This window comes from Streptomyces sp. ADI96-02 (assembly GCF_003846185.1).
Taxonomy (GTDB): domain Bacteria; phylum Actinomycetota; class Actinomycetes; order Streptomycetales; family Streptomycetaceae; genus Streptomyces.
Map to the genome: position 1 here is coordinate 4,814,812 of NZ_ML123034.1, position 26,741 is coordinate 4,841,552.

General features: G+C 72.2%; 16 protein-coding genes and 1 pseudogene. 12 read left to right on the plus strand and 5 right to left on the minus strand.

The window, feature by feature from the left end; translation table 11 throughout:
* The first annotated feature begins 4 nt into the window (after positions 1-4).
* The 3 genes from EES43_RS21330 to EES43_RS21340 all read left to right on the plus strand — a co-directional run bounded on the left by EES43_RS21330 (position 5) and on the right by EES43_RS21340 (position 10,368).
* Positions 5-9,421, plus strand: a complete 9,417-nt coding sequence (locus EES43_RS21330; protein ID WP_124270194.1) for a non-ribosomal peptide synthetase — start codon at positions 5-7, stop codon at positions 9,419-9,421.
* 43 nt (positions 9,422-9,464) lie between these two features.
* Entirely contained in the window at positions 9,465-9,677 is a 213-nt protein-coding gene (locus tag EES43_RS21335; protein ID WP_124270195.1) for an MbtH family protein, read from the plus strand.
* Positions 9,678-9,957: 280 nt separating this feature from the next.
* Positions 9,958-10,368, plus strand: coding sequence for a winged helix-turn-helix domain-containing protein (locus EES43_RS21340; protein WP_206430097.1), 411 nt, complete (start codon positions 9,958-9,960; stop codon positions 10,366-10,368).
* A 53-nt stretch (positions 10,369-10,421) separates the two neighbouring features.
* On the opposite strand, the gene EES43_RS21345 is transcribed toward EES43_RS21340, so the two are convergent.
* Positions 10,422-11,240, minus strand: coding sequence for a tryptophan 2,3-dioxygenase family protein (locus EES43_RS21345; protein WP_124270197.1), 819 nt, complete (start codon positions 11,238-11,240; stop codon positions 10,422-10,424).
* 63 nt (positions 11,241-11,303) lie between these two features.
* On the opposite strand from EES43_RS21345, the gene EES43_RS21350 reads away from it, so the two are divergent.
* Positions 11,304-12,491: a cytochrome P450 gene (locus EES43_RS21350; RefSeq protein WP_124270198.1), complete on the plus strand. Its 1,188-nt coding sequence runs from the start codon at positions 11,304-11,306 to the stop codon at positions 12,489-12,491.
* Between the two features lie 6 nt (positions 12,492-12,497).
* Here the strand turns inward: EES43_RS21350 and EES43_RS21355 are convergent, their stop codons facing one another.
* The 3 genes from EES43_RS21355 to EES43_RS21365 all read right to left on the minus strand — a co-directional run bounded on the left by EES43_RS21355 (position 12,498) and on the right by EES43_RS21365 (position 16,383).
* A complete protein-coding gene (locus EES43_RS21355; protein WP_241192490.1) occupies positions 12,498-14,261 on the minus strand; it encodes a non-ribosomal peptide synthetase in 1,764 nt (587 codons plus the stop codon).
* Positions 14,262-14,382: 121 nt separating this feature from the next.
* Positions 14,383-15,567 carry an erythromycin esterase family protein gene (locus EES43_RS21360; protein ID WP_124270200.1) on the minus strand — a complete coding sequence of 395 codons (1,185 nt, stop codon included), beginning with the start codon at positions 15,565-15,567 and terminating at the stop codon, positions 14,383-14,385.
* Positions 15,568-15,603: 36 nt separating this feature from the next.
* A complete protein-coding gene (locus EES43_RS21365; protein ID WP_124270201.1) occupies positions 15,604-16,383 on the minus strand; it encodes a TioE family transcriptional regulator in 780 nt (259 codons plus the stop codon).
* 158 nt (positions 16,384-16,541) lie between these two features.
* Between EES43_RS21365 and EES43_RS21370 the strand changes: the two genes are divergently transcribed.
* The 6 genes from EES43_RS21370 to EES43_RS21395 all read left to right on the plus strand — a co-directional run bounded on the left by EES43_RS21370 (position 16,542) and on the right by EES43_RS21395 (position 23,969).
* A complete protein-coding gene (locus EES43_RS21370) occupies positions 16,542-18,920 on the plus strand; it encodes an ATP-binding cassette domain-containing protein (RefSeq protein WP_124272093.1) in 2,379 nt (792 codons plus the stop codon).
* A gap of 93 nt (positions 18,921-19,013) precedes the next feature.
* Positions 19,014-19,952 carry an FAD-dependent oxidoreductase gene (locus EES43_RS21375; protein ID WP_124270202.1) on the plus strand — a complete coding sequence of 313 codons (939 nt, stop codon included), beginning with the start codon at positions 19,014-19,016 and terminating at the stop codon, positions 19,950-19,952.
* Between the two features lie 36 nt (positions 19,953-19,988).
* On the plus strand, positions 19,989-20,975 hold the full coding sequence (locus EES43_RS21380) for an ATP-binding cassette domain-containing protein (protein WP_124270203.1): 987 nt from the start codon (positions 19,989-19,991) through the stop codon (positions 20,973-20,975).
* Complete coding sequence (locus EES43_RS21385; protein ID WP_124270204.1) at positions 20,972-21,790, plus strand: ABC transporter permease; 819 nt, start codon at positions 20,972-20,974, stop codon at positions 21,788-21,790. Before EES43_RS21380 ends, EES43_RS21385 begins: the two co-directional genes overlap by 4 nt.
* Before the next feature lie 65 nt (positions 21,791-21,855).
* Entirely contained in the window at positions 21,856-22,569 is a 714-nt protein-coding gene (locus EES43_RS21390) for a class I SAM-dependent methyltransferase (RefSeq protein WP_206430098.1), read from the plus strand.
* Between the two features lie 38 nt (positions 22,570-22,607).
* Entirely contained in the window at positions 22,608-23,969 is a 1,362-nt protein-coding gene (locus EES43_RS21395) for a DoxX family protein (RefSeq protein ID WP_124270205.1), read from the plus strand.
* 179 nt (positions 23,970-24,148) lie between these two features.
* On the opposite strand, the pseudogene EES43_RS30730 reads toward EES43_RS21395, so the two are convergent.
* Positions 24,149-25,327: pseudogene (locus EES43_RS30730) on the minus strand (dihydrofolate reductase family protein).
* A 52-nt stretch (positions 25,328-25,379) separates the two neighbouring features.
* Between EES43_RS30730 and EES43_RS21410 the strand changes: the two are divergent.
* Both EES43_RS21410 and EES43_RS21415 read left to right on the plus strand, forming a co-directional pair.
* Positions 25,380-25,847 (plus strand): phosphorylase family protein, encoded by a 468-nt coding sequence (locus tag EES43_RS21410; protein ID WP_241192491.1) that lies wholly within the window; start codon positions 25,380-25,382, stop codon positions 25,845-25,847.
* Positions 25,844-26,722, plus strand: a complete 879-nt coding sequence (locus EES43_RS21415; protein ID WP_124270209.1) for a glycosyltransferase family 2 protein — start codon at positions 25,844-25,846, stop codon at positions 26,720-26,722. Before EES43_RS21410 ends, EES43_RS21415 begins: the two co-directional genes overlap by 4 nt.
* The last annotated feature ends 19 nt before the right edge of the window (positions 26,723-26,741 follow it).

Below are 26,741 nucleotides of genomic sequence, written 5' to 3' on the forward strand. Positions count from 1 at the left end.
CACCATGACTCCCCTGTCGTACGCGCAGCGGCGGATGTGGTTCATCAACCGCTTCGAAGGACCGTCCTCCACCTACAACATCCCGCTGCTCCTGCGTTTCCGCGGCCCGCTCGACAGGGACGCGCTGCGGGCGGCCTTCCACGACGTGATGATGCGCCACGACGTCCTGAGAACCGTGTTCGGCGAGGTGGACGGGCAGCCGTTCCAACGCCTCCTCGACCCGGCCGATCTGGAACTGCCCTGGAAGGACTGGGGCCGGGTGGCCCCCGACCGGGTGGCCGGCGTGGTGGCCTCCGTCACCGGCAGCTGGTTCGACCTGGAGGTCGACGTGCCGTTGCGCGGGTGCGTCCTGCAGACCGGGGACGAGGAATTCCTCCAGGTCCTGGTGGTGCACCACATCGCCGGTGACGGCGCATCCCTGGCGCCGCTGGCACGCGACGTCTCCACGGCCTACCGCGCCCGGGTGGCCGGGGCCGCGCCGGACTGGGCCGAACTGCCCGTGCAGTACGCGGACTACGCGCGGTGGCAGCGCGAACTGCTGGGCGACGAAACCGACCCGGACAGCCTCCTCTCGGTCCAGACCGCCTACTGGCGCGAGGAGCTGGCCGGGGTCTCCCGGCCGCTGCCGCTGCCCCTGGACCGGCCCCGCCCCGCGATGATGACCTTCAGGGGCGGGTCGGTCCCGGCCGGACTCCCGAGCCGCCTGCTCGCCGAGGTGGAGAAGCTGGCGACCTCCCGCGGCGTGACCGTGTCGATGGTGCTCCAGGCCGCCCTGGTGGTGCTGCTGCACCGGCTCGGCGGAGGCAGGGACGTCACTCTCGGCTCGCCCATCGCGGGCCGCACCGACGAGGCGCTGAACGACCTGGTGGGCTTCTTCGTCAACACCTGGACTCTACGTGTGCAGTTGAGCGCCGAGCGGTCCTTCGCCTGGGTGCTGGAGCAGGTCCGGCAGAAGGCGATCGTCGCCTACGACCACCAGGACGTGCCCTTCGAACGGCTCGTCGAGCTGCTGCGCCCGGAACGCTCGACCGCGCACCACCCGTTCTTCCAGGTGGTGTTCGCCTGGCAGAACAACACCCCGCCGCACCTGGACCTGCCGGGTCTCGCGGTGACGATGGAGCCGCTGCCCACCGGCAGCGCGAAGTTCGACCTGTTCTTCAACCTCGCCCCCGACGCGGCCACCGGCTCGGTCGTGGGCGAGATCGAGTACGCCACCGATCTCTTCGACCGGTCCACCGTCGAGGAGATCGCGGAAGCCTTCACGGCGGTCGTCGAGGAGGTCGTGGCCGACCCGCGGACGCTCGTCGGCGGGACGCCGCCCGGCGGCGCGGAGCCCGAGCGGACCGGCGGACGGCTCGACGCCGACGAGCGCCGGAAGATCCTCGTCGAGTGGAACGACACCGCGCGGCCCTTCCCCTGCCCGGGACCGGTCCACCTGCTCTTCGAGGAGCAGGCAGCGCGGCGCCCCGACGCGATCGCCCTGCGCTGGGCCGGCGGCACCCTGACCTACGGGGCGTTGAACCGGTGGGCGAACCGCATCGCCTGGGACCTCAAGGAACGCGGTGTGGGGCCGGAGACCGTCGTCGGCATCAGCATCCTGCGCGGTCCGGCGATGATCGCCGCCGTGTTCGGCGTGCACAAGGCGGGCGGCGCGTATCTGCCCATCGAACCGGCGCTGCCCGACGACCGCGTGGCCGGGATGCTCGCCGACGCCGGGTGCACCCTCGTGCTGTCCACCGCGGACACCGAGCGCTGGACCGAGGGCGAGGGCGTCGACGTCGTCGAACTCCTCGACGAGGGGCGGCCCGGCCCCGACCACGACCCGGAGCCGACGGCCGGCCCGGACAGCACGGCGTACATCGTCTTCACCTCCGGCAGCACCGGGAAACCCAAGGGCGTCGCGGTCACCCACCGGCCCGTGCACAACCTGCTCGACTGGTGCTACCGCACCTTCGCGTTCGGCCCCGACGACGTCGCCCTCTGCGTCACCTCGCTGGGCTTCGACCTCTCCGTCTTCGACGTCTTCGGCCTGCTCGGCTGCGGCGGCGGCGTCTACATCGCGGACGCGGTCCAGCAGCGCGACCCGCAGCTCCTGCTGGACGTCCTGCTCACCGAGCCGATCACCTTCTGGGACTCGGTGCCCACCACCCTCAACCAAGTGGCGTCGCTGCTCACGGACGACACCGCGTACCCGGGGGCCGGCGACCTCCGCCTGGTGTTCCTCTCCGGCGACTACACACCGCTGTCCCTGCCCGACGAGGTCCGCCGGGTGTTCACCTCGGCCGAGATCGTCAGCCTCGGCGGCGCGACCGAGGCGACCGTGTGGTCCAACTACTACCGGGTGCGGGAGATCGACCCCGACTGGCGCAGCATCCCCTACGGCCGCCCCATCGACAACGCCCGCTACCACGTGCTCGACGAGGACATGGAACCGACCCCCGTCGGCGTCGAGGGCGACCTGTACATCGGCGGCGACTGCCTCTGCACCGGCTACGTCAACCGGCCCGAACTGACGGCCGAACGCTTCGTCCGCGACCCGTTCAGCACCCGCGAGGGCGACCGCCTCTACCGCACGGGCGACCGAGCCGCCTACTTCCCCGACGGCAACCTCTGCTTCCTCGGCCGCGCCGACCACCAGGTCAAGCTGCGCGGGTTCCGCGTGGAGCCCGGAGAGGTCGAGCACGCCCTCGTCCGCCACCCCGCCGTCCGCCAGGCCATCGTCACCGCCCGCGAGGACCGGCCCGGCGACTCCCGGCTCGTCGCCTACGTCGTCCCGGACACCGCCGCGGCGCGGCACGCGGGCGGCGGCGGCGAACGGGTGGAGGAGTGGCAGGAGGTCTACGACCAGGCGTACTCCCACGACGCCGGACACGGGTTCGGCGAGGACTTCACCGGCTGGAACAGCTCCTACACCGGTGCGCCGATCCCGCTGGAGGAGATGCGGGCCTGGCGCGACGCCGCCGTGGAACGCGTCCTGTGCCGGTCGCCCAGACGCGTCCTCGAACTCGGCGCGGGCTCCGGCCTGCTGCTCGCGCACATCGCCGGCCGAGTGGAGGAGTACTGGGCCACCGACTTCTCCCGCCCCGCGGTCGACCGGCTCCGCGACCAGGTGGCCCGAGCCGGACTGGCCGACCGGGTCCGGCTCCGCTGCCAGGCCGCCGACGACCTCACCGGACTGCCCGGGGGCGGCTTCGACACCGTGGTGCTCAACTCGGTCGTGCAGTACTTCCCCGACGAGCACTACCTCGCCCGGGTCCTGGAAGGAGCATGGGCACTGCTCGCTCCGGGCGGCCGGATCGTCCTCGGCGACATCCGGCGCGCGTCCTCCCTGCGCACGCTCCAGACGGGCGTCCGGAGCACGAAGCAGCCCGACGCGGCCCCGGCCGTGCTGCGCTCCACGGTGGACCAGGCCGTCCTGCTCGAAAAGGAGCTGGTGGTCGACCCCGAGTGGTTCCTGGACTGGTCGGGGCGGGCCGGGGCGAGCGGCGTCGAGGTGCGCGTCAAGGACGGCGTCCACCACAACGAGCTGACCCGGCACCGCTACGAGGCCGTGCTCCACAAGCCCGGCAACGGACCGGACGGCGAGCCGCACCGGCTCGACGGCGTCCCCCGCCTGCCCTGGGACGGCGACCTGGACCGGCTCGCCGAGCAGGTCCGCACCCGCCCGGAAGCGGTCGTGCGGATCACCGGAGTCCCGAACGCCCGGCTGACGGAGGAGGCCGCGGCGGCACGCGCGCTGGGCCTGGACGACTCCGATCCGCCGCTGCTGCCGCCGCTCGATCCCGCCGGGTTCCGCGCCTGGGCCGCCGGGCACGGCTGGGACGCGGTGGCGACCTGGTCGGCCGACGCGGTCGACCGGCTCGACCTGCTCCTCTTCCGCGACGGCCCGGTGGCCGGCGCCGCCCTCGCCGGCACCTACCTGCCGGCCACGGACGACCGCGCCCCGGTCAACGACCCGACGGCCGCCGGAGCCGTCACGGAGCTGCTGCCCGCCCTGCGCACCCACCTGCGGAACATCCTGCCCGAGTACATGGTCCCGGCCGCGATCGTCCCCATCGCCGCCGTACCGCTCACGGACAACGGCAAGCCCGACCGGCGCGCCCTGCCCGTCCCCGACTACTCGGCCGGCGGCGGCGGCCGGGCCCCGGCCACCCCGGAGGAGGAATCGCTGTGCGCCCTGTTCGCCGGGGTGCTCGGACTCGACCGGGTCGGCGCGGACGACAACTTCTTCACCGTCGGCGGCCACTCGCTGCTCGCCACCCGGCTGGTCAGCCGCATCCGCGCCGAGCACGGCGTGGAGATCCCCATCCGGGTCGTCTTCCAGTCGCCCACCGCCGCCGGACTGGCCGCCCACCTGACCACCCTGAACACCGTCCGCCCGGCGCTCCGGCCGCAGGCCCGGCCCGAGCGGCTGCCGCTCTCCTACGCCCAGCAGCGGCTGTGGTTCATCTACCGCTTCGAGGGCCCCTCGGCGACCTACAACGTCTCCCTGGCCCTGCGCCTGCGCGGCGAACTCGACGCGGCGGCACTGAGGCAGGCCGTGAACGACGTCGTCGCACGGCACGAGTCGCTGCGCACCGTCTTCGGCGAGGCGGACGGACAGCCCTACCAGCACGTCCTGGAACCGGCCGCGCTCGACGTCCCCTGGGAGGAGCGCCGGATCGCCGAGGAGGAGCTGCCCGAGGCCCTGCGGGCGGCGGCGGGACGCCCGTTCGACCTGGAGGCCGAGATCCCCGTACGGTCCTGGCTGCTGCGGACCGGTGAACGCGAGGCGGTGTTCCTGATCGGCGCGCACCACATAGCCGCCGACGGCTGGTCGGCGCTCCCGCTCGCGCAGGACCTCACCACCGCGTACGCGGCCCGCCGCTCCGGCCGTGCGCCCGACTGGGAACCGCTGCCCGTGCAGTACGCCGACTACACCCTCTGGCAACGCGACCTGCTGGGGGACCGGGACGTCCCCGGCAGCCTCTACCGGCGGCAACTGGACTACTGGACGACGACGCTGGCCGGCCTGCCCGAGACCGTCACGCCCCCCGCCGACCGGGCACGGCCCGCCGTCGCCTCCTACGCCGGGGACGTGGTGCCGCTCACCCTCGACCCGGGGCTCACCGACGGGGTGCGGCGGCTGGCCGAGGAGAACGGCGCCACGGTGTCGATGGTGCTCCAGGCGGCACTCGCCGCGCTGCTCACCCGGCTCGGCGCGGGTACGGACGTGCCGATCGGCTCGCCCATCGCCGGACGCACCGACGAAGCGCTCCAGCGGCTGGTCGGCTTCTTCGTCAACACCTGGGTGCTGCGGGCGGACACCTCGGGCGACCCCGCCTTCACCGAACTCCTCGGCCGGGTCCGCGAGAACAGCCTCGCCGCCTACGACCACCAGGACATCCCGTTCGAGCACCTGGTCGAGGTGCTCAACCCGGTCCGCTCGCCCGCCCACCACCCGCTCTTCCAGGTGTGCCTGGCGCTCCAGAACAACGCGCGGCCCACGTTCGACCTGCCGGGCCTCGCCGTGTCGGAGGAGCCGTTCTTCCTGGGCACCTCGCGCTTCGACCTCTTCATCAGCCTCACCGAACGGGACGAGGACGGCGATCCGGCCCGCATCGACGGGTTCGTGGAGTACGCGACCGAGCTGTTCGACTCCGCCACGGTCACCGCCCTGCTGGAGCGCTGGCTGCACTTCCTGCGCCAGGCGGTCGCCGAGCCGCACACGCCCATCGGGGCGATCGACGTCGTCACCGAGGAGGAGCGCGCGGCGCTGACCCGCTGGGGCGGCGCGGGCCCGGACGCCCGGTTCGCGGCCGGCACCCTCCACGAGCGGTTCGCGGCCGTGGCCGCCGCGACCCCCGACGCGACCGCCCTGGTCGCCGCCGACACCGGGCGGAGCTGGACGTACGCCGAACTGGACCACTGGGCCAACCGCCTGGCCCACCACTTCCGGGCCCGCGGGGCGCGCCCGGACAGCCGGGTCGCGCTCGTACTGGAGCGTTCGCCGCTGCTGGTCGCCGCCGTCCTCGGCGTCCTGAAGACCGGTGCCGCGTACGTCCCGGTCGACCCCACCTACCCGCCCGAGCGCATCGAGCTGCTGCTCGCGGACCTCGAACCGGCCGTCACCGTCGACGAGAGCCTCGCCGACGAGGACCTCGGCCACCTGCCCGACTCACCGCCCGAGGCCGCCGGGGCCACCGAGCACGGCGTCGCCTACGTGATGTACACCTCCGGCTCCACCGGCCGCCCCAAGGGGGTCGAGGCGACCCACCGGAACGTGGCCGGCCTGGCGCTCGACGGCTGCTTCGCCACGGCCGCCCACCGCCGCGTCCTCGTCCACTCGCCGCACACCTTCGACGCGTCGACGTACGAGATGTGGGTGCCGCTGCTCGGCGGCGGCACGGCCGTGGTGGCCCGCGCCGGGCGGCCCGACACCGCCGAACTCGCCAGGGCGGTCACCGAGCAGGAGATCACCGCGCTCTGGCTGACCGCCGGACTGTTCGCCGTCATGGCCGAACAGCACGCCGCGTGCTTCCGCACCGTACGGGAGGTGTGGGCGGGCGGCGACGTCCTCTCGCCGACCGCCGTCCGCGCGGTCCTCGACGCCTGCCCCGGCACCACCGTGGTCAACGGCTACGGCCCGACGGAGACCACCACGTTCGCCTCCCGCCACCGGGTGGCGTCCGAGGCGGAGTGCACCGACCCGCTGCCCATCGGCACGCCCATGGACGGCACCCGGCTCCTCGTCCTCGACGACCGGCTGCGACCGGTGCCGCCCGGCGTGGTGGGCGAGCTGTACATCGGCGGCGACGGAGTGGCGCGCGGCTACGCGGACCGGCCGGGCCTGACCGCCGCCCGGTTCCCGGCCGACCCGTCCGGTCCGCCCGGAGCGCGCGTCTACCGGACCGGCGACCTGGTGCGCTGGGACAGCGCCGGCCGCCTCCACTACGTCGGCCGCGGCGACGACCAGATCAAACTGCGCGGCTTCCGGGTCGAACCGGGCGAGCTGGAGGCGGTGCTGCGCGAACAGGACGGCGTGGCGAACGCCGTGGTCGCCGTGCGTCGGGACCGGCTCGGCGAACAGGGCATGGTCGCCTACGTGGTGCCCGACAGCTCCGCCCCCACCGGCCGCGACGCCGCCGAACAGGTCGTCGAATGGCGGGAGATCTACGACACGATGTACGGGGGCACGGACACCGGCGGCGACGGGGTCGGCGAGGACTTCACCGGCTGGAACAGCTCGTACACCGGCCGCCCCATCCCGCTGCCGCAGATGCGGGAGTGGCGCGAGGCGGTCCTGCGGCGGGTGCGGGCCCTGCGCCCGCGCCGGGTCCTGGAGATCGGCGTCGGCTCGGGCCTGCTCCTCGGCCCGCTGGCGGCGGAGGCCGAGGAGTACTGGGGCACCGACTTCTCGGCGCCCGTCATCGAGCGGCTGCGGGCCCAGACCGGCGCGGACCGGCGGCTGTCGGACCGGGTGACCCTGCGCTGCCAGCCCGCCGACGACCCCGACGGCCTTCCCGCCGGGTACTTCGACACGGTGATCCTGAACTCGGTCGTGCAGTACTTCCCCGACGGCGACTACCTCAGCCGGGTGCTCGACCTCGCGATGGACCGGCTCGCACCCGGCGGGCGCGTCGTGATCGGCGACGTCCGCAACTACCGCACCCTGCGCACGTTCGCCGCCGCGGTCCACCGCTGCCGGCAGCCCGACGACGGCCCGGCCGGTGTGCGGGCCGCCGTCGAACGAGCGGTGCTCGGCGAGAAGGAACTCCTCGTCGACCCCGCCTTCTTCACCCGCTGGGCCGAGTCCCGGCCGGACCCCGTCGTCGCCGACATCCGCCTCAAGCAGGGGACCCACCACAACGAGCTGACCCGCCACCGCTACGAGGCCGTCCTGCACAAGGAGCCGGCTGAGCAGCTGGGCCTCGGCGACCTCGCCGAGGAGGTCTGGGGCGCGGAGGTCCGCGAACTGGGGGACCTGGAGGCCGCGTTGGCCCGGCACGGTGGCCGGCTGCGCCTGACGCGCGTGCCGAACGCCCGGCTGGCCGGAGAGGCCGCCGAATGGGGAGCCCCCGCCGAGACGGGCGGCACGCTCGACCCGGCCGACCTGGAGGCGTGGGGAGCCCGGCGAGGGCTCGCCGTGTACTGCACCTGGTCGGCGCAGGCGGCCGACTGCTTCGAGGCGGCGGTCCTGCCCGACGTCGACGCCCTGTGCTGCGACGGCCTCCACCGCCCTGCCGCCGCCCGGCAGGGCCGTCCGGTGAACGTGCCCGCCGTCTCCCGCCGCGCCTCCCGGCTGCCCTCCCTGCTGCGCGAGCGGCTGGCGGGCCGGCTCCCGCAGTTCATGATGCCCGGCGAGATCGTGGTCCTCGACCGGCTGCCGCTCACCGAGAACGGCAAGGTCGACCGCGCCGCGCTCCCCGACCCGGACCCGGTGGAGGGCGACTACCGCGCCCCGCGCACCCCGCGCGAGGAGGAGCTCGCCGCCCTCTTCGCCGAAGTGCTGGGCCTGGACCGGATCGGCGTCGACGACGACTTCTTCGCCTGCGGCGGCCACTCCCTGCGGCTGACCCGCCTGGTCTGGCGGATCCACGAGAAGCTCGGCGTGGACGTCCCGATCCGCACGGTGTTCCAGTACCCGACCGTCGCCGAACTGGCGCCGCACTTGTCCTCCGACACCGACGCCGCCTTCGAGGACCCCTTCTCCGTCCTGCTGCCGATCCGCACCGAGGGCACCCGGCCCCCGCTGTGGTGGCTGCATCCCGGCGGCGGGCTGAGCTGGCCCTACCTGGGCTTCGCCCGGCACGTGGACCCGGCCTGGCCGCTCTACGGCATCCAGGCGCGCGGCTTCGACGGGAGCACCCCGCCGGCCGCCTCCATCGAGGAGATGGTCGACGACTACCTCGCCCAGGTGCTCCAGGTCCAGCCCAGCGGCCCCTACCACCTCCTCGGCTGGTCCTTCGGCGGCACCCTGGCGCACGCCATGGCCGCCGAACTCCAGCGCCGGGGGCACGAGGTGGCGCTCCTGGCCCTGCTGGACGCCGCACCCTCGAAGCACTTCGCCGACCTGGAGGCCCTGGACGAAGCCATGGTCCGGCGATTCCTCGCCAACTACATGGGACACCTGGCCGGAATGGAGGAGTACCCCGCCCTGGTCGCCACCGCGTCCGCCATCTTCGTGGGACAGATGGAGCAGATGCGGCGGTTCACATCACCGCGGTTCCAGGGCGACGTCGTCTTCTTCAACGCACTCCTCGACCCGGAGACCCACGACAAGCGGGAACTGGAGGAGGAACTGGAAGTGCTCTGGCAGGAGCACGTCGACGGCCGAATCCGGCGTATCGACATCGCCTGCGCGCACAACGAGATGTACTGGCCGCGGAACGCGGCCGAGATCAGCCGGGCCGTCAACCGGATACTCCGGGCGGCGCGGTGACCCCGACCGAACGTCGGCCGGTGGAGAGAGTGGGAGGACACCAGTGAGCGTCAATCCGTTCGACGACGAGAGCGGCCGTTTCCTCGTGCTGGTCAACGACGAGGACCAGCACTCGCTGTGGCCGGCCTTCGCCGATGTGCCGGCCGGCTGGCGCAGAGTCTTCGGCCCCGCGGGAAGACCGGAGAGCGTCGCCTACGTGGAGGAGCACTGGACCGACATGAGGCCGCGCGGCCTCCGGGAGGCGATGAACGGCTGAGACCGTGCCGTGAGGTACGGATCCGAGAACGTGCCGTAGGGGCGAACGCGGCCTCCGCGGTCGCAGGCCGTGACGACGGACACCCACGGCCTGCGGCCGTTCATGCCCGTACGGCGGACGTGCAAGGGGCCGTCGTCCGGGCGGGGACAGCGACCATCCATCTGTGACAGCGGGAGCGTGTGCTGTGAGAGGCACAAAAAGCGATGTCATGTTCGTCCGATGGCCGGCACAGATCGACCTTCGGAACCGATGTAAGAAGGAAGGCATACCCCGCCTTCTCGTGGTCGAGGGAGGTGCCCATCCGCCGGTCTGCAACGACCCCTTCGAGGACTGGGTACGCGCGCCCATCTCCCGGGAGGATCTCGACGCCCGGGTCACGGCGCTCCAGAACCGGCTCGACAGTCAGCAGCTTCCCACTCTCGACTCGGCCGGAACGCTCTGTTTCGGCCCGCACTCGATCACCATCTCGAACGTCCAGACCGAACTGATGGAACTGCTCATCGAGCACTTCGGCGAAGTGGTGTACCGCAACGAACTCGCCCAGCGGCTCGCACAGCACGTACAGCGGCCGACCCGGAACTCGCTGGACCTCCACATCATGCGGCTCCGCCGGCGGCTGTCCCTGCTCAACCTGGTCATCCGCACGGCCTGGGGCCGGGGCTACGTACTGGAGTCCGAGACGCCCCAGTGATCCGCGGCGGGCCGTTCGTCCGGCCCCGGCCCGTGCCGGGGCCGCGGCGACCGTCAGGACGGGCGGACCTTCCCGCGCGACCGGCGCAGTTCGGGGAAGGGTCTGGAGGTGCGGCGGGCGAGGAAGTCCACACCGCTCGACCCGCCGGTCCCGCTCTGCTCCCCGACCATCCCGGAGACCAGGGCCAGATGAGCCACCTTCCAGTGCCAGTACCCGTTCCCGAGATCCACCAGCGCCTCGGCGACACGGTGCAGCACTCCGGACTCCACGCCCCGCCGGCACACGTCGGGCACCGTCTGCCCGTGGTAGTCGGCCGCCGCCGTGAACGCCTCGTACAGGCTGCCCGGATCGTGCTCGTTGCCCAGCAGCGCGGTGAGCCGCCGGAACTGCGTCGACTGCGCGCCGCTCGCCGTGCCCAGATGGGGCCGGAACGCGGCGAAACAGCGCAACGGCAATTTCTCCAGCACCAGCACCTGCTGCTGGAGCACCCGGACGATATCGGCGGCCCGCAGCAGGAATTCGAGCCCCAGCTCCAGATCGTGCGGGTCACAGGGCGGCACGAGCGATTCGACGGCGGCGTCCAGATCCGCGGCCAGCTGCTTCAGCCACAGTTCGCAGGACTGGTGGGTGATGATGAAAAACTGCTCGGCCAGGACCACCGCGCGGCCGGCCGTGTGCGGGGCCCTCGGCTCCTGGAGCGAAAGAAGGGTCTCCATCCGCAGATAATCCGCATACGTCAGATCACTCAAGGCGCTGCCTCCTCGTACGGTGCGATCATCCGGCCTTCGGTGAATATCCTGGTGAGTCCGGTGACCCTTTCCCCGAGCATGGCACCGAAGCGGCCTCCGGAATCGCACTCTTTCTCCTCTCATTCAAGGAGAAAGACCTGGGCAAGAAATCTTCGGAGCCACAGGCGCCGTTGCCACGCTTTCGGCATGACGATACGGACTGAACTCGACCTGACCGACGCCACCTCCTTCGCACGGAACGACGTGCACGAGTTCTGGCGCGACGTACGCAAGTCCCGGCCCGTGTACTGGCACGACGGGGACCCGGGCTTCTGGGTCGTCGCCCGCCACGCCGACGTCTTGGCCTGCTACGCCGACGCGCGCGGCCTCAGCTCCGCCCGCGGCACGGTGCTGGACGTGCTGCTGAGCGGCGGTGACTCGGCCGGCGGGAAGATGCTCGCGGTCACCGACCGGCCCCGCCACCGCGAGCTGCGCACGCTGATGCTGCGCGCCTTCTCGCCGCGCGTGCTCGGCGCGGTCGAGGACAGGGTGCGGGAACGCACGTCCCGGCTCGTCAGGAGCTTCACCGGGAAGGGCGAGTTCGATTTCGCCGCGGAAATCGCCGACCACATCCCGATGAACACCATCGGCGATCTGCTCTCCATTCCCGAGGCGGACCGCGAGAAGCTGCTGCGCTGGAACAAACTGGCGCTCTCCTCGGCCGACGAGACGGCCGACCGGCTGGATTCGCTGGAGGCCCGGAACGAGATCGTGGGCTACTTCATGGACCTCGTCCGGTACCGGCGCGACCACCCCGGCGACGACGTCGTCAGCATGATCGCCACGGCGGAGGCCGGCGACGGCCCGCTGACCCTGGAGGAGGCCGCGCTCAACTGCTACAGCCTGGTGCTGGGCGGCGACGAGTCCTCCCGGGTGTCCGCGATCTGCGCCGTGAAGACGCTCGCCGAACACCCGGCCCAGTGGCGTGCGCTGCGCGACGGCTCGGCCGGCGTCGACTCGGCCGTCGAGGAGGTGCTGCGCTGGGCCACGCCCGCCATGCACTTCGCGCGCACGGCCGTCCAGGACAGGGAGATCGGCGGCCGGCGGGTCCGGGCGGGCGACATCGTGACCCTGTGGAACACGTCCGCCAACAACGACGAGGAGGTGTTCGACCGGCCGCGCCGGTTCGACCTGACCCGCTCGCCCAACAAGCACGTGTCGCTCGGCCACGGCCCCCATTTCTGCGTCGGCGCGTTCCTCGGCCGAGCGGAGCTGCGGGCGCTGCTGAACGCGCTCACCGAGTCGGTGACCGGAATCGAGGTGTGCGGAAGACCCGGACCGATCTACTCGAACTTCCTGAACGGCTACGACAGCCTGCCGGTCGCCTTCCACTGACGGTCCTCAGCCCTCCAGACGGCTCTCGACGGCCGCGGCCAGCTCACCGATCGTCGCCGCCTCCAGCACGGTCCGGATCGGCAGCGCGATCGCGAACCGCTCGCGGATCCGGACGGTCAGCCGCGTCGCCTGCACCGAATGCCCGCCGAGACCACTGAAGTTGTCGGTGACCCGCGCCTCCGGAATCCCGAGGATGTCCTGCACGATCGCGCAGAGCACGGCCGCCGAGCCGTCCGCCTCGACGGCCTTCCGCACCGGCGACCCGTCCTCCTGCCGCTCGTCCGCCCCCGGTCCCGGTCCCGGAAGGGCCGCCCGGTCGATCTTCCCGTTGGCCAGCGTCGGGAACCGGTCCAGCACCGCGACCCGGGACGGCACCATGTGCGCGGGGAGCGACCGCGCCACATGGGCCCGCAGTTCGCCGGGATCGACGGGCGTGCTGACGGTGACACAGCCGACGACGTGCGCGTCCGCGAGTTCCCCCCGCACCACCGCGACGGCGACGTCCACCGCCGGATGGGAGGCGAGCCGGGTCTCGATCTCGCCCAGTTCGACGCGGAAGCCGCGCAGCTTCACCTGGCCGTCCACCCGGCCCGCGAAGTGCAGCTCCCCTCCCGGACCGCTGCGGCCCCGGTCGCCTGTACGGTACATACGGCTGCCCGGGGGCCCGAACGGGTCGGCCACGAACACGGCCGCGGTCGCCGGGAACCGGCGGAGATAGCCGCGTGCCAGACCGCTGCCCGCGATGTACAGCTCGCCCTCCGCCCCGGGCGGGGCCGGGCGCAGCCGCTCGTCGAGTACCCGCACCTCGTTGCCGATCCACGGAGTGCCGATGCCGACGTCACCGCCCTCGCGCACCGGCCCGCCGACCGTGGCCCCCACGGTCACCTCGGTCGGGCCGTAACCATTGAACATCCGCCGTCCCCGCGACCACTTGCGCACCAGCGTCGGCGTGCAGCTGTCGCCCGTGGACATGACGGTCCCGCCGGCCAGGACGCCGTCGGCGTCCGTCTCGCTGAGCGCGACCGGCGGCAGCACCGCGTGGGTGATGCCGTACGTGCGCAGGGTGTCCCGCAGCGGCAGGCCCGGCAGCAGGTCCTCCGCGGGGGCCATCACCAGCGCCGCGCCGGACAGCAGCGCCAGGGTGACGTCCCAGAACGCGGCGTCGAAACAGATCGACGCCCACTGGAGCACCCGGTCGCCGGGCCCGGCCCCCAGGACGGCCGCCTGGGTGGCCGCCATGTCGCGCACGCCCTCGTGGGGCACGGCGACGCCCTTGGGCGTCCCGGTCGACCCCGAGGTGTAGATGACGTACATCAGGTGATCGGGGCGCAGCTCGGCCAGGCGTTCGTGCTGGGCGACGTCATGCCCCGGCAGTCGCGCGCACGAGGCGCGGAACTCCGTTTCGTCCAGGACGAGTTCCGGAAGTCCCGCGCCGAAGGGAGCCACCTGGGACGACCGCAGGAGCAGCGCCGGCCGGGCGTCGGACAGGATGAACGACAGCCGGTCGGCCGGATAGGCGGGGTCGAGCGGGAGGTAGGCCCCGCCCGCCTTGAGCACCGCCATGACCGCCACGATCAGTTCGTTCGACTTCGGCGCGGCTGCGGCCACGAGCGAGTCGGGGCCGACCCCGTGAGCGATCAGGCGGCGGGCGAGCCGGTTGGCCCGGGTGTTGAGCTCCGCGTACCCGAACGTGCCGTGCTCGTCGATGAGGGCGGGCTCCCCGCCCCACCGGGCGGCTGCCGACTCGAACAGTGCCGGGACCGTGTTCAACCGCAGTCAGCTCCTTCTGCGAGTGTCCGTGATCGACGGCGAATCTAACGTCCTCCCCGCCGGGCGCCGGGCGAATCCTTCCCGTCTCTGTCAGGCGCGCCCGGTGCTCGCGGGGCAGCCCTCAGTCGACCTCGGCGGGCACCCGGAGGGCGTCGCGGGACCGGGTGACGGCGGCCGTGCCGTCGCTGACGTGCAGGACCGCGTCGGCCGTGTCCAGCGTGGCCGGCTCCAGCGGGAAGTAGCCCTGCTGCGGGGAGACGTCGGTCCGGGTCCGGGCGGCGGCCACCGCGGTGGCGGGGACCAGGGCCCAGTCGGCTGCCCGGCCCTGGAGGCCGCCCTCGTAGGTGTCCGGATCGGGTTCGCCCAGACCCAGGGCCTCGCTGCGGCCCAGGCTGCCGGCCACGAAGGTGTACTGGTCGCCCAGCAGCGGGGCCACGACCGTGCCCGCGCCGGGCCAGCTGACGCTCAGGTCTCCCAGGCTCCAACTGCTCGGGCCGCGCTGGAGGTGCACGTTGTGGGCGAAGACCAGCGTCGCGCCCCGGCGGGCCTCGACGCTGCGGATGTCGAGGAGGTTCTGCGCCATGAGGGCGTCCCGGGTGGCGAACAGCCGGCTCAGCCGGTCACCGGGCTCCAGGCGCTGGGCCGCCTGACCGTGGTAGCGCAGGAGGGCCGCCCCGGCGGCCAGGTGCGTCCTGGCCCGAAGCCACTCGGCGCGCGAGGTCTGCGCGATCCGCTCGCTCGCACGGGCGTGGAGCTGGGTGAACATGTCCTCCGCGAGGCGCCGCAACCGCTCCGCCTCCGGTGTGGCGCCGACGGACTCGGCCGGGTGCATCACCGCCTCCGTACGGCTCCACCGCTCGTCGGCGCCGCACAACTCGGCGATGTCGAGGTCGAGTCGCAGGAAGTCGCGGGCGTGTTCGAGGTAGCGGCGCGGGCTGGGGGCGCTGGTGGTCTCCATCGGGGTGTCGAAGCCGTGGACGGCCAGCCGCTCGCGCGGCGGCCGGTCCGCGTTGTGCTCGCGCATCCAGGCGACGAGACGGCGGTTCGCCTCCAGGTCTCCCAGCCGGTGGGAGAAGCCCCCGGCCATCACCTGGTCGAGGTCGTCGTCGCCGCCCTGGACGTAGGCGTCGACGCGCAGCGCGGCCACGCGGTCGGTCTCCAGGGCGATCGACCGGAAGCCGAGGGGGGCCAGCCGGGCGAGGAGTTCGTTGCGGATCCACCCGAAGGCGTGTTCCAGATGGGTGGGTTCCCCGAGTGCCAGCACATCGCACGTGGCCGGGGAGAGGTGGTGAAGGTCCTTGCTCATGTCTGTCAATCGAATCATTGAAAGACCCTTTGAGACTCAGGGCGACCCGGCCGTACGTGCGGACGGGCCGGCCGCGCCGCCAGGTCTCAAACCGGTCGGCGGGGCGGAGTCCAGCAGGGGCACGTATTCGGCGAGCCGCGCCGCCGCCCCGAGCATCGACACCCCGCGAACGGTGAGCCGCCGCCGCCAGTCGTCGAGGGCCGCCGACAGCGCCTCGGTGCCGCCGGCCGTGCGGATCTGCCGGACGACCGTGCCGATGTGCTCCAGCGGGTAGCCGCCGCGCCGCAGGAGATGGGCCAGTTCGGCGTCGCGGACGTCCGGCGCCCCGTACGAGCGGTGTCCGGTGACCGGCTCCCGGGCCGGGCTCAGGATGCCCGCCACCTCCCAGTTGCGCAGGGTCGCCGGGGTGACGCCCAGGCGGCGGGCGAGTTCGCCGATGCTGAGCGGCCGGCCGCCGGCGGGCGGGTCCTCCACGGGGCCGGGGCCGGAGGTCAGGTGCTCGACGGCCCGGCCCACCGCGTCCAACGTCCCCCGGTCGCGCAGCAACTGGGTGTGGCCCCGGTCGACGGCCGCGAGCGCGGCGTCGAGTTCGCCCGCGTTGAGCGACCGCATGATCTGCCCGCCGACGGCGTACCCGTAGGCCCCGGTGAGCGCCAGATACGCGCGCAGCGCCGTCGCGTGCCTCTCGGTGTAGGCCCGGTAGCCGGACGCGGTGCGCTCGGCGAAGGGGATGAAGCCGTCCCGCTCGTAGTTGCGGACCGCCTGGGTCGAAATGCCGTGCTCACGAGCCAGGTCGAACGGGCGCAGGTGCTTCATGGTTTGAGACTTTATCCCAAGAGAAAGGGGATTCTCGTTCCCAAGTCTCAACCGAGTTTAAAGGTATACGCTTGACTCACATGAGCCGGGAAGTTGAGGAATCCGTCGCCACGCCGTACGGCGAAGGCGTGCCGCGTCCGACACTCGAAAGGGACTCCATGACGGTCGGTACAGGTCCGGACAGCCAGTCGCCCGCCGCGCGTGCTGCCGCCGGCCATGATCTGATCCGTGTGCACGGGGCACGTGAGAACAACCTCAAGAACGTCCATGTCGAGATCCCCAAGCGACAGCTGACGGTGTTCACCGGGGTGTCCGGCTCGGGCAAGAGCTCGCTGGTGTTCGACACGATCGCCGCGGAGTCCCAGCGGCTGATCAACGAGACGTACAGCGCCTTCATCCAGGGCTTCATGCCCACCCTGGCGCGGCCCGAGGTCGACGTCCTCGACGGTCTGACGACGGCGATCCTGGTCGACCAGCAGCCGATGGGCGCCCACGCGCGCTCCACCGTGGGCACCGCCACCGACGCGGGCGCGCTGCTGCGCATCCTCTTCAGCCGGCTGGCCAAGCCGTACATCGGCACGCAGAAGGCCTTCGCCTTCAACGTCGCCTCGGCCGACGCCTCGGGCATCCTCGTGGTGAACGGCAAGAAGATCGAGAAGGGGTTCAGCGTCGTGGGCGGCATGTGCCTGCGCTGCGAGGGCATGGGCGCCGTCTCGGACATCGACCCCGCCCAGCTCCTCGACGACTCCAAGTCCCTCGCCGGCGGCGCGATCACCGTTCCGGGCTGGAAGCCCGACGGCTGGGTGGTGCAGTCCTTCACGCAGTCCGGATTCCTCGACCCCGCCAAGCCGGTCCGCGACTACACCGAGCAGGAGAGGCACGACTTCCTGGACCGGGACCCGGTCAAGATCAAGGTCAAGGGCGTCAACACCACCTACGAAGGTCTGCTGGCACGGGTGCGGAAGTCCTTCCTCACCAAGGACAAGGAGACCCTGCAACCGCACATCCGCGCCTTCGTGGAGCGGGCGGTGGCCTTCTCCGTCTGCCCCGAGTGCCACGGCACCCGGCTCAGCGAGACCGCCCGGTCGGCGAAGATCGAGGGCGTCGACATCGCCGAGGCGTGCGCGATGGAGATCAGCGACCTCGCCGCCTGGGTCCGCGGCCTCACCGACCCCTCCGTCGCCTCCCTGGTCTCGGTCCTCGGCGGGACGCTCGACTCGTTCGTCGAGATCGGCCTCGGCTACCTCTCGCTCGACCGGACGTCGAGCACCCTCTCGGGCGGCGAGGCGCAGCGCACCAAGATGGTCCGCCACCTCGGCTCCGCGCTCACCGACGTCACCTACGTCTTCGACGAGCCGACCGTCGGCCTGCACCCGCACGACATCCAGCGCATGAACGACCTGCTGCGGCAGTTGCGCGACAAGGGCAACACCGTGCTGGTGGTGGAGCACAAGCCGGAGACGATCCTGATCGCCGACCACGTCGTCGACCTCGGGCCGCAGGCCGGCGCGGGCGGCGGCGAGGTGGTCTTCGAGGGCACCGTCGAAGGGCTGCGGACCAGCGGCACCCTCACCGGGCGGCACCTGGACGACCGGGCCACGGTGAAGGAGTCGGTGCGCGAGCGGTCCGGCGTGCTGAAGGTGCGCGGCGCGAACGACCACAACCTCCGCGGCGTCGACGTCGACATCCCGCTCGGCGTGCTCACCGTGGTCACCGGGGTGGCGGGCTCCGGCAAGACGTCCCTGATCCGCGGCTCGGTGGCCGGCCGGGGCGGCGTGGTCATGGTCGACCAGTCGCCGATCAAGGGCTCCCGCCGCAGCAACCCGGCCACCTACACCGGCATGCTCGAACCGATCCGGAAGACGTTCGCCAAGGTCAACGGGGTCAAGCCCGCGCTGTTCAGCCCCAACTCGGAAGGGGCCTGCCCCGCCTGCAAGGGCGCCGGCGTCATCTACACCGACCTGGCGATCATGGCCGGTGTCGCCACCACCTGCGAGGACTGCGAGGGCAAGCGGTTCCAGCCGTCGGTGCTCCAGTACACCCTGGAAGGCCGGGACATCAGCGAGGTGTTCACGATGCCGGTCGCCGAGGCCGCGCGGTTCTTCCGCACCGGTCTCGCGCGCACACCGGCCGCGTACGCCGTACTCGACCGGCTCACGGAGGTCGGCCTGGGCTACCTCGGCCTCGGCCAGCCGCTCACCACCCTCTCCGGCGGCGAGCGGCAACGCCTCAAGCTGGCCGACCACATGGCCGGGACGGGCAGCGTCTACATCCTCGACGAGCCGACGAGCGGTCTGCACCTGGCCGACGTCGAACGGCTGCTCGCCCTGCTGGACCGGCTGGTGGACGCCGGCAAGTCGGTCATCGTCGTCGAGCACCACCAGGCGGTCATGGCACACGCCGACTGGATCATCGACCTCGGCCCGGGAGCCGGCCACGACGGCGGCAAGGTCGTCTTCGAGGGCACCCCCGCCGACCTGATCGCCGCCCGCTCCACTCTGACGGGCGAGCACCTGGCCGAGTACGTCGGCGGCTGACCCGCGCAGCCCTGCTCACGGACGCGCCCCGCCCTCCTCGCCCGGTCGAGGGGGCGGGGCCGTCCTCCCCCGTCCGAGGAAGGGAACCGAGCGATGCCCTCACACCCCGACCACGCGACCGTCGTCGTGGGAGCCGGCCCGGCCGGGCTCGCCGCGGCGCTCGGCCTGGCCCGGTACCGCCACCCCGTGACCGTCGTGGACAGCGCCCGCCCGCCGCGCAACGGCGTGTCGGCGGGCGTTCACGGCCACCTCGGGACGGACGGCGCCACACCCGCCGAATTCCGGGCCCGCGCCTGGCGGGAACTCGCCCGCTACCCGACCGTCGAGCGGCTGGAGGGCGACGCCGAGAACGTGTGCGCCACCGGGTCCGGAGGCTTCCGGGTGGCTCTCGACGGAGGCAGGAGCATCGAGGCCGGGACGGTCCTGCTCGCGACCGGCGTCATCGACGTCTTCCCGGCCGAGGTGGACGGCTTCGCGGCCTGCTGGGGCCGCAGCGTCATCCACTGCCCGTACTGCCTCGGCGAGGAGAACGCCGGCCGGCGCTGGGCGACGGTCACCGACAGCCCGCAACTCGCCGCGCTGTCGGCCGTGGCCTTCCGCGCCTGGAGCGAGGACGCGATCGCCGTCTGCCCGGAGTCCATGCCCGGCCTGGAGGACGCCCGCTCCACCGCGCGGGGCGCGGGAGGCGACGTCGTCACGGGCACGGTCCGCCGCCTGCACCACCGCCAGGGCTCTCTCTACGCGGTGGAGTTGGCCGACGGCAGCATGCTGGAGCGCCAGACGCTGGTGTGGACCCCGCGACAACGTCAACAACCTTTCGTGGAGCGGGTGGTGGACGAACTGAAGCTGACGGTCGACGACGCGGGCTTCGTCGGCGTCGACGCGTCCCGGTGCACCAACGTGCCCGGCCTCTACGCGGCCGGGGACCTGGCCGACAGGTGGAAGCAGTCCGTCACCGCGTCCGCCGCGGCGGGCGCGGAGGCCGCCGACGCCATCCACATGGCGGCGCTGCTGAACGCGGCCCGTCGCTGAACCGCCGCTGAACCCACCGCTACGAGATGAGGGCAGATGCCATTAGCGATCAGAACGGTCGGACTCTGTAAGCGGTTCGGGTCGCTGACCGCGCTCGACCACCTCGAACTCGGCGTCGCCGAAGGCACGGTGCACGGATTGCTCGGACCCAACGGCGCGGGCAAGACCACCGCCGTCCGGGTCCTGAGCACCTTGATCAGACCGGATGAGGGAACGGCCGAGGTCTTCGGCGTGGACGTGCGCAGCGATCCCCGGCGAGTGCGGTCGATCATCGGCCTCACCGGCCAGTACGCGGCCGTCGACGAACTGCTCACCGGGCGCGAGAACCTCCACATGATCGGCAGGCTGTTCCGCCTGTCGAAGCCGGAGAGCCGGGCGCGCGCGAGTGAACTGCTGGAACGCTTCGACCTGGAGGACGCGGCCGACCGGCAGCCCCGGACGTACTCCGGCGGCACCCGGCGCAGGCTCGACGTCGCCGCCAGCCTCATGGCGCGGCCCCGGCTCATCTTCCTCGACGAACCGACCACCGGCCTCGATCCGCGCAGCCGGATGGAGGTGTGGCGGATCGTGCGCGAACTGGTCGCGGGCGGTACGACCGTGCTGCTGACCACGCAGTACCTGGAGGAGGCGGACCAACTCGCCGACTCGCTCTCGGTGATCGACCACGGCCGGGTCATCGTCAGCGGCACCCCGGACGAACTCAAGGCACAGGTGGGCCAGGACCGGATCAGCATCACCCTCCTGGACGCGGCCGCCGTCGAGGAGACGGTACGGCTGCTACGGGCACGGCTGGGCACCGAACCGGTCGTCGCCGTCCCGGAGAAGATGCGGGTCCACGCGGCCCTCGGCGACGGCGGCAGCTGGCTCGACCTGCCGCAGCTGCTCAAGGACTCCGGCATCGCGATCGGTGACGTGGCGCTCCGCCACCCCACCCTCGACGACGTCTTCCTCGCGGTGACCGGCCGATCGGCCGAGAACGGCACCGACCAGCGCACCACCGGGAAGGGAAACGAGCGGCCATGACCTCCACCACCCTGACGCGGGAGACCAGCACGCCGAGGACGCGGTCGCGCGGCGACCTGGCGTGGTGGTTCTCCGATGTCTGGCAGATGACCCTGCGCAACGTACGGCACGTGCTGCGCAGCCCCGAACTGGTGATGTTCTCGCTCGTCCAGCCGGTGCTGTTCATCCTGCTGTTCACCTACGTCTTCGGCGGCGCCATCGACGTCGGGGGCGAGCGCTACGCACAGTTCCTGCTGCCCGGCATCCTCGTTCAGATGGCGCTCTACGGTTCGGCCGCCGGAACCACCATCGGCGTCGCCGCGGAGATGCGCGAGGGCCTGATGGACCGCTTCCGCTCGATGCCGATGAGCCGTACCTCCGTACTCATCGGACGCACGCTGTCGGAGATCTTCCGCAACGTCTGCGTCGCCGCCGTGACCGTGGGCGTCGGCCTGCTGGTCGGCTTCCGGTTCCGCAACGGCTTCCTGCCCGCGCTGGCCGGCCTGCTCCTGCTGATGCTCTTCGGCTACGCCGTGTCGTGGTTCGCCGCCTACCTCGGGCTGGTGGTGCGCAACGCGGAGGCCGCCCAGGCGGTCGGCGGGGTGTGGATCTTCCCGTTCACCCTGCTGTCCTCGGCCTTCGTACCGACGGGAAGCATGCCGGACTGGCTCCAGGTGTACGCCGCCCACAGCCCCATGACGGCGGCCGTGAACGCCCTGCGCGCCCTGTTCACCGGCGGACCGGCGGCCAGTCCCGTGCTCCAGACGCTCGCCTGGTCGATCGGCCTGATCGTGGTGTTCGCCCCGCTCGCGGTCCGCAGGTACGGCACGCGCTGAAGGCCGGTGACAGAGGTCGGCAAGAGACGGAGGCGGCCGAGGAGGGGGACACCATCATGGAGCGCATGAGCGAAGCCGACGGACCTGACGGACCCGGCGCGATGACCGAGGTCTTCGACGCCGTCTACCGGGGCGAGAGCCCGTTCGGGAAGCGGCCCCCCTGGGAGATCGGGGAGCCCCAGCCCGTCTACGTCGCCCTGGAGGAAGCCGGACTCATCGGCGGCGCGGTGCTCGACGCCGGCTGCGGCACCGGCGAGGACGCCCTCCACCTGGCCGGCAAGGGCTACGCGGTGACGGGCCTCGACCTCTCTCCGACGGCGGTCTCCCTCGCCCGGGACAAAGCCGCCGAACGCGGACTCGACGCGGTCTTCGACGTCGCCGACGCCCTCGAACTCACCGGATACGAAGGGCGCTTCGACACCGTGATCGACGTGGGCCTCGCCCACACCTTCGACGCCGGAAGGCTGCGCGCCTACGCCGCGGCCCTGCACCGGGCCTGCCGCCCGGGGGCGCTGGCGCACATCCTCTCGATCAGCGACCGGGGAGCCGCGGAGATGCAGGCCCGCCTCGCCGAAGCCATCGCGGAGATACCGGCGCCGCTTCCGGACGACGCGTCGGAGTCGCCCGGCCTCCGGCGCTCCGCCGACCACCTGCGCGACGGCTTCGCCGACGGCTGGACGGTCGAGTCGATCACCGGGACCCGCATCCGAGGCGTCGTCCCGCCCACGGCGGAACTCCTCGACGTGCACGCCTGGCTCGGGCGATTCCGCCGCATCTGACCGACCGCCGAACCCAGCCCTTGCGAAGGTGATGAACGATGAAGGTGCGCGTGCGCACCTGGCTGCGGGCCCTCGCCTCCGCACCGGCCGGCCGGACTCCTGCCCCTTCCGGCCTGCCGCCGCGCTGGAGCGGAGCCACCCGGACCGCCTTCCGGTTCGGCTTCGTCTACGCGGGGCTCTACTGCCTGACGAGCCCTCAGATCCATCTGGCCCTGCGAGGCGGGGGGATGGGCCGCCGGCAGGAGGCGGCCGACGCCTGGGCGAAGCTGTGGGCGATACGCCCGGTGCGCGGCTGGGTGTCCGCCCGCGTACTCGGCAGGGAGCTGGGCGACCGCTTCGACGGCGGTGACGACCCGTACACCTGGGCGGGGCAGCTGTGCTGGCTGGCGGGGGCCGCCGCGGCCACCCCGGTCTGGTCCGCGCTGGACCGCCGCCGGACGGACTACGCGACGCTGGACCAGTGGTTCCGGCTGGCGGTCCGCTTCTGCCTCGCCGGGCAGATGTTCTCCTACGGAGCCGCCAAGGCCGTTCCGCTCCAGTTCCAGCTGCCGCCGTCCAAGCTCGTCGAGCCGATCGGCGACCTGAGCCCGATGGGCATGCTGTGGGCGCAGACGGGCAGCTCGAAGCCGTACCAGATGCTGCTCGGCTGCGCGGAGATCGCGGGCGGGCTGCTGCTGATCGCACCCCGGACGGCGACCCTGGGCGCGCTGCTGTCCGCGGTGGAGATGACCCAGGTGCTCATCCTCAACCTGACCTTCGACGTTCCCGTGAAGGTCCACTCCTTCCACCTGCTGCTGCTCAGCCTGCTGCTCGCCGCCCCGGACTCGGCCCGCCTGGCCGAGGCGCTGCTGACCGACCGACCGGTCCCGCCGTCCGCCCGCCCCGGCCTCTTCCGCTCCCGCCGGGCGAACCGGATCGCCGCCGCCCTCCAGACCGGGGCCGGACTCTGGCTCCTGTGGGCGCAGTTGCGGAACGACTGGTCGTTCTGGAAGGACCACGGCGGCGGACGGGAGAAGCCCGAGCTGTACGGCGTCTGGGAGGTCTCCGGCTTCTCGGTCGACGGCGAGGAGCACCCGCCCCTGACGACCGACACCCGGCGCTGGCGCAGACTCGTCGTGGACTCCGCGGACGGCGCCGCCATCCAGCACATGGACGACTCGCTCGACCCGTGCGGAGCGGTGATGGACACGGAAGCCCGCTCCCTCACCCTGACCAGGTGGGCCGACCCGACGTGGCAGGCGACGTTCGCCTTCCTGCGCCCGGCCGACGACCAGCTGGTTCTGGAAGGCGAAGCCGACGGCCACCGCCTCCGCCTGCACCTGAGCCGCCGCGACCTCGACACGTTCCCCCTGGTCGGCCGAGGCTTCCGCTGGGTGCAGGACACCTCGTACCTGCGCTGAGGGTATGACGGAGCCACCGTCGATAGGCCCTTGAGCCGCGAGTTCATGGTCAGTTCGGCGGTCCGGCATCCAGGCGGTCGACAGCCCTGGACAACGTGCCACGACGACGCCGTGCTCCGTTCCCAAGCGCTTGCCGGCAATTCTCTCGGCCTACGGTGGGGCTGTGCTGCCCCGGTCTGTCAGAGCAGATGCCGGTTGGGGGCCTGTGCGGCGTTCACGTACTCGGGCAGCTCAACGACCTTCACGCCGCCGTCTTCGAGGGTCTTGGTGCCATCAGCGCCCGCGACGAAGGTGTCGGGCTCGCTCCAGGCGGTGACGACGCGGCGGAGGCCGGCGTCCTGGATGAGCTGGGCGCAGGGGCGAGGGCGGGATGCCCGCTCGGCGCAGGGTTCCAGGGAGCTGTAGATCGTGGCGGCAGCGAGCCGGTCGTCATCTGCGGGGAGCTTGGCGAGAGCGCCTTCCTCGGTGTGGTCGTGGGGGGTCGCTCTCACGGGAGTAGCCGCGGGCGAGTTCGGTTCCGCCGGCCGCGACGATGACCGCTCCCACACTGAACGCGGTCGTCGAGGGCGGGCAGAGGGCGGCCGGCCGGCATGCGAGGGCGAGCCAGTCCCGATCCGCTGTGTTGGGCTCGCGGCCGGTGCCCGGGGCGCCGGCCGAATGGATGAGACTCATCAGGGCTCCGTCGAGGTGTCCTTGGGGGCGTATCCCAGAAGTACGCACGTCACCGATCTGACGTGCCTCCAGAAGTCGGAGCCGAGAGGTGGGCCCGCCGGGGTAGCCCGCCGGGCCGAGCATCCGTACCGCGTCCGACTGGCTGACCAGGAGTGGCGCGATGACGAGCTGGAGTTCGTCGGCGAGCGCTGCTTCCAGGAGTTGGGTGTGGACGGTGCCGCCGCCTTCGACCATGAGCCGCTTGACGGCGTACTTGTCGCCGAGGACGTCGAGTGCGGTCGGCCACGTGTCCTCGGCGGGGACGGTGGCCAGCTCACCGAGATGGGAGCGGGCTTTGCCGTGGCGGCGTCGCCGACGGCCAGAACGAGCTTGTCTCCGCCGTGATGCCAGAACTTCCAGTCGGGGTCGAGGTCACCCGTACCGGTGATGGTGACCTTCAGCGAGTGCTCCGGCTGACCGGCTTCGATCCGGGCGGCCCTGCGCTCTTGCGAGTTGACAAGGAGACGGGGGTTGTCGGCACGGAGTGTTCCGGCTCCCACGAGGACGGCGTCGACGCCGGCCCGCACAGAGTCGACGCGGTCGAAGTCCTCCTTGTTGGACAGCAAGAGCCGGGCCTCGCCCGGACGGGTGTCGAGGTGGCCGTCGATCGAGACGGCCGAGGACAGCAGGACGTAGCGGATCATCACCGTCGGCACCGCCGCCTCCCGCCAGCAGGGCCTCGGCCCCGGCCACCTCGTCGTGGGTACGAGCGCGCTGCGCGACGAAGGGCTCTCCCGCCACTACCTGCCGCCCGGCCGTACGGCCTCACCATCGCCCGCCCTGACCCAGCACCTGACCGAAGCGTTGGCCCCGTACGACGTACCGGTCACGCGCGGGCCGATCTGGACCACGGGCGCCCCGTACCGCGAGACGGCGGCAGAAGTCTCCCGCTACGGAGCGGACGGCGTCCTGGCCGCCGACATGGAGGCCGCCGCGGTCTTCGCCGTGGGCCACTGCCGAACGGTCGCCGTCGCCACCGTGGCCGCCATCGCGGACTCCCTCGTCGACCGCCGCCCGCGCCGGCACTCGCCGGACACCGAACCCGCCCTCCACACGGCGCCGGCCGCAGCGGCGCAGGCGCTTCACACCTCGACGGCGTCACCGCCGACCCCGGCGAACACTAGGGTTGAACTCCTCGTGAACAGAAGCAGAAGGGCACCCTTGTGAGCACCGGCGCCTCACCTCCCACCGTCGGCGCGGTCGTCCTGACCATGAACGACCGGCCGGAAGATTTCCCCCGGGCCATGGCCTCACTCCTCGCCCAGGAGGGCGTCGAACTCGATGTCGTCGTGGTCGGCAACGGCTGCGCGCCCCAACAGGTCCCCGAGGGCGTCCGCACGGTCACGCTGCCCGAGAACGTCGGCATCCCCGAAGGCCGCAACGTGGGGGCTGACAACGTCAGGGGCGACTACCTCTTCTTCTTCGACAACGACGCCCACCTGCCCGACACCGACACCCTCGCCCGCCTCGTCGCCGAGCTCCGCCGCGACTCCCAATTCGCTTACGTGCAACCGCGCATCAGTGACCCCGTGACCGGCATGACCCTCCGTCGCTGGGTGCCCCGCCTGCGCGCCTCGGACCCCACCCGGCCCGGCATTGTCACCGTCATGGCCGAGGGTGTCGTCATGGTCCGCCGCGACGCCTACGACCGAGCCGGCGGCTGGCCCGGCGAGTTCTTCCTGTTCCACGAAGGCGTCGAACTGGCCTGGCGGCTGTGGAACCAGGGCCGCACCGGCCGGTACGTCCCCGAGATCGTCGTCCACCACCCCGCCACCAACCCGGCGCGGCGCGAGACCTTCTACCGGCTCAACGCCCGTAACCGCGTCTGGGTCGCTCGCCGGAACCTGCCCCGACTCCTCGTCCCATTCAACCTCGCCACCTGGTGCCTGATCACCCTGTGGCGCATCCGCGACCGCCAGGCCCTACGCGTCACGCTCGCCGGCTTCCGCGAAGGCATCTCCGGCGGCCAGGGCCCGAGACAGCCCATGTCCTGGCGGACGGTGCTCCGGCTCACCAGGGCCGGCCGGCCGCCCGTGTCCTGACTCGCGCCGGGCGGCACCG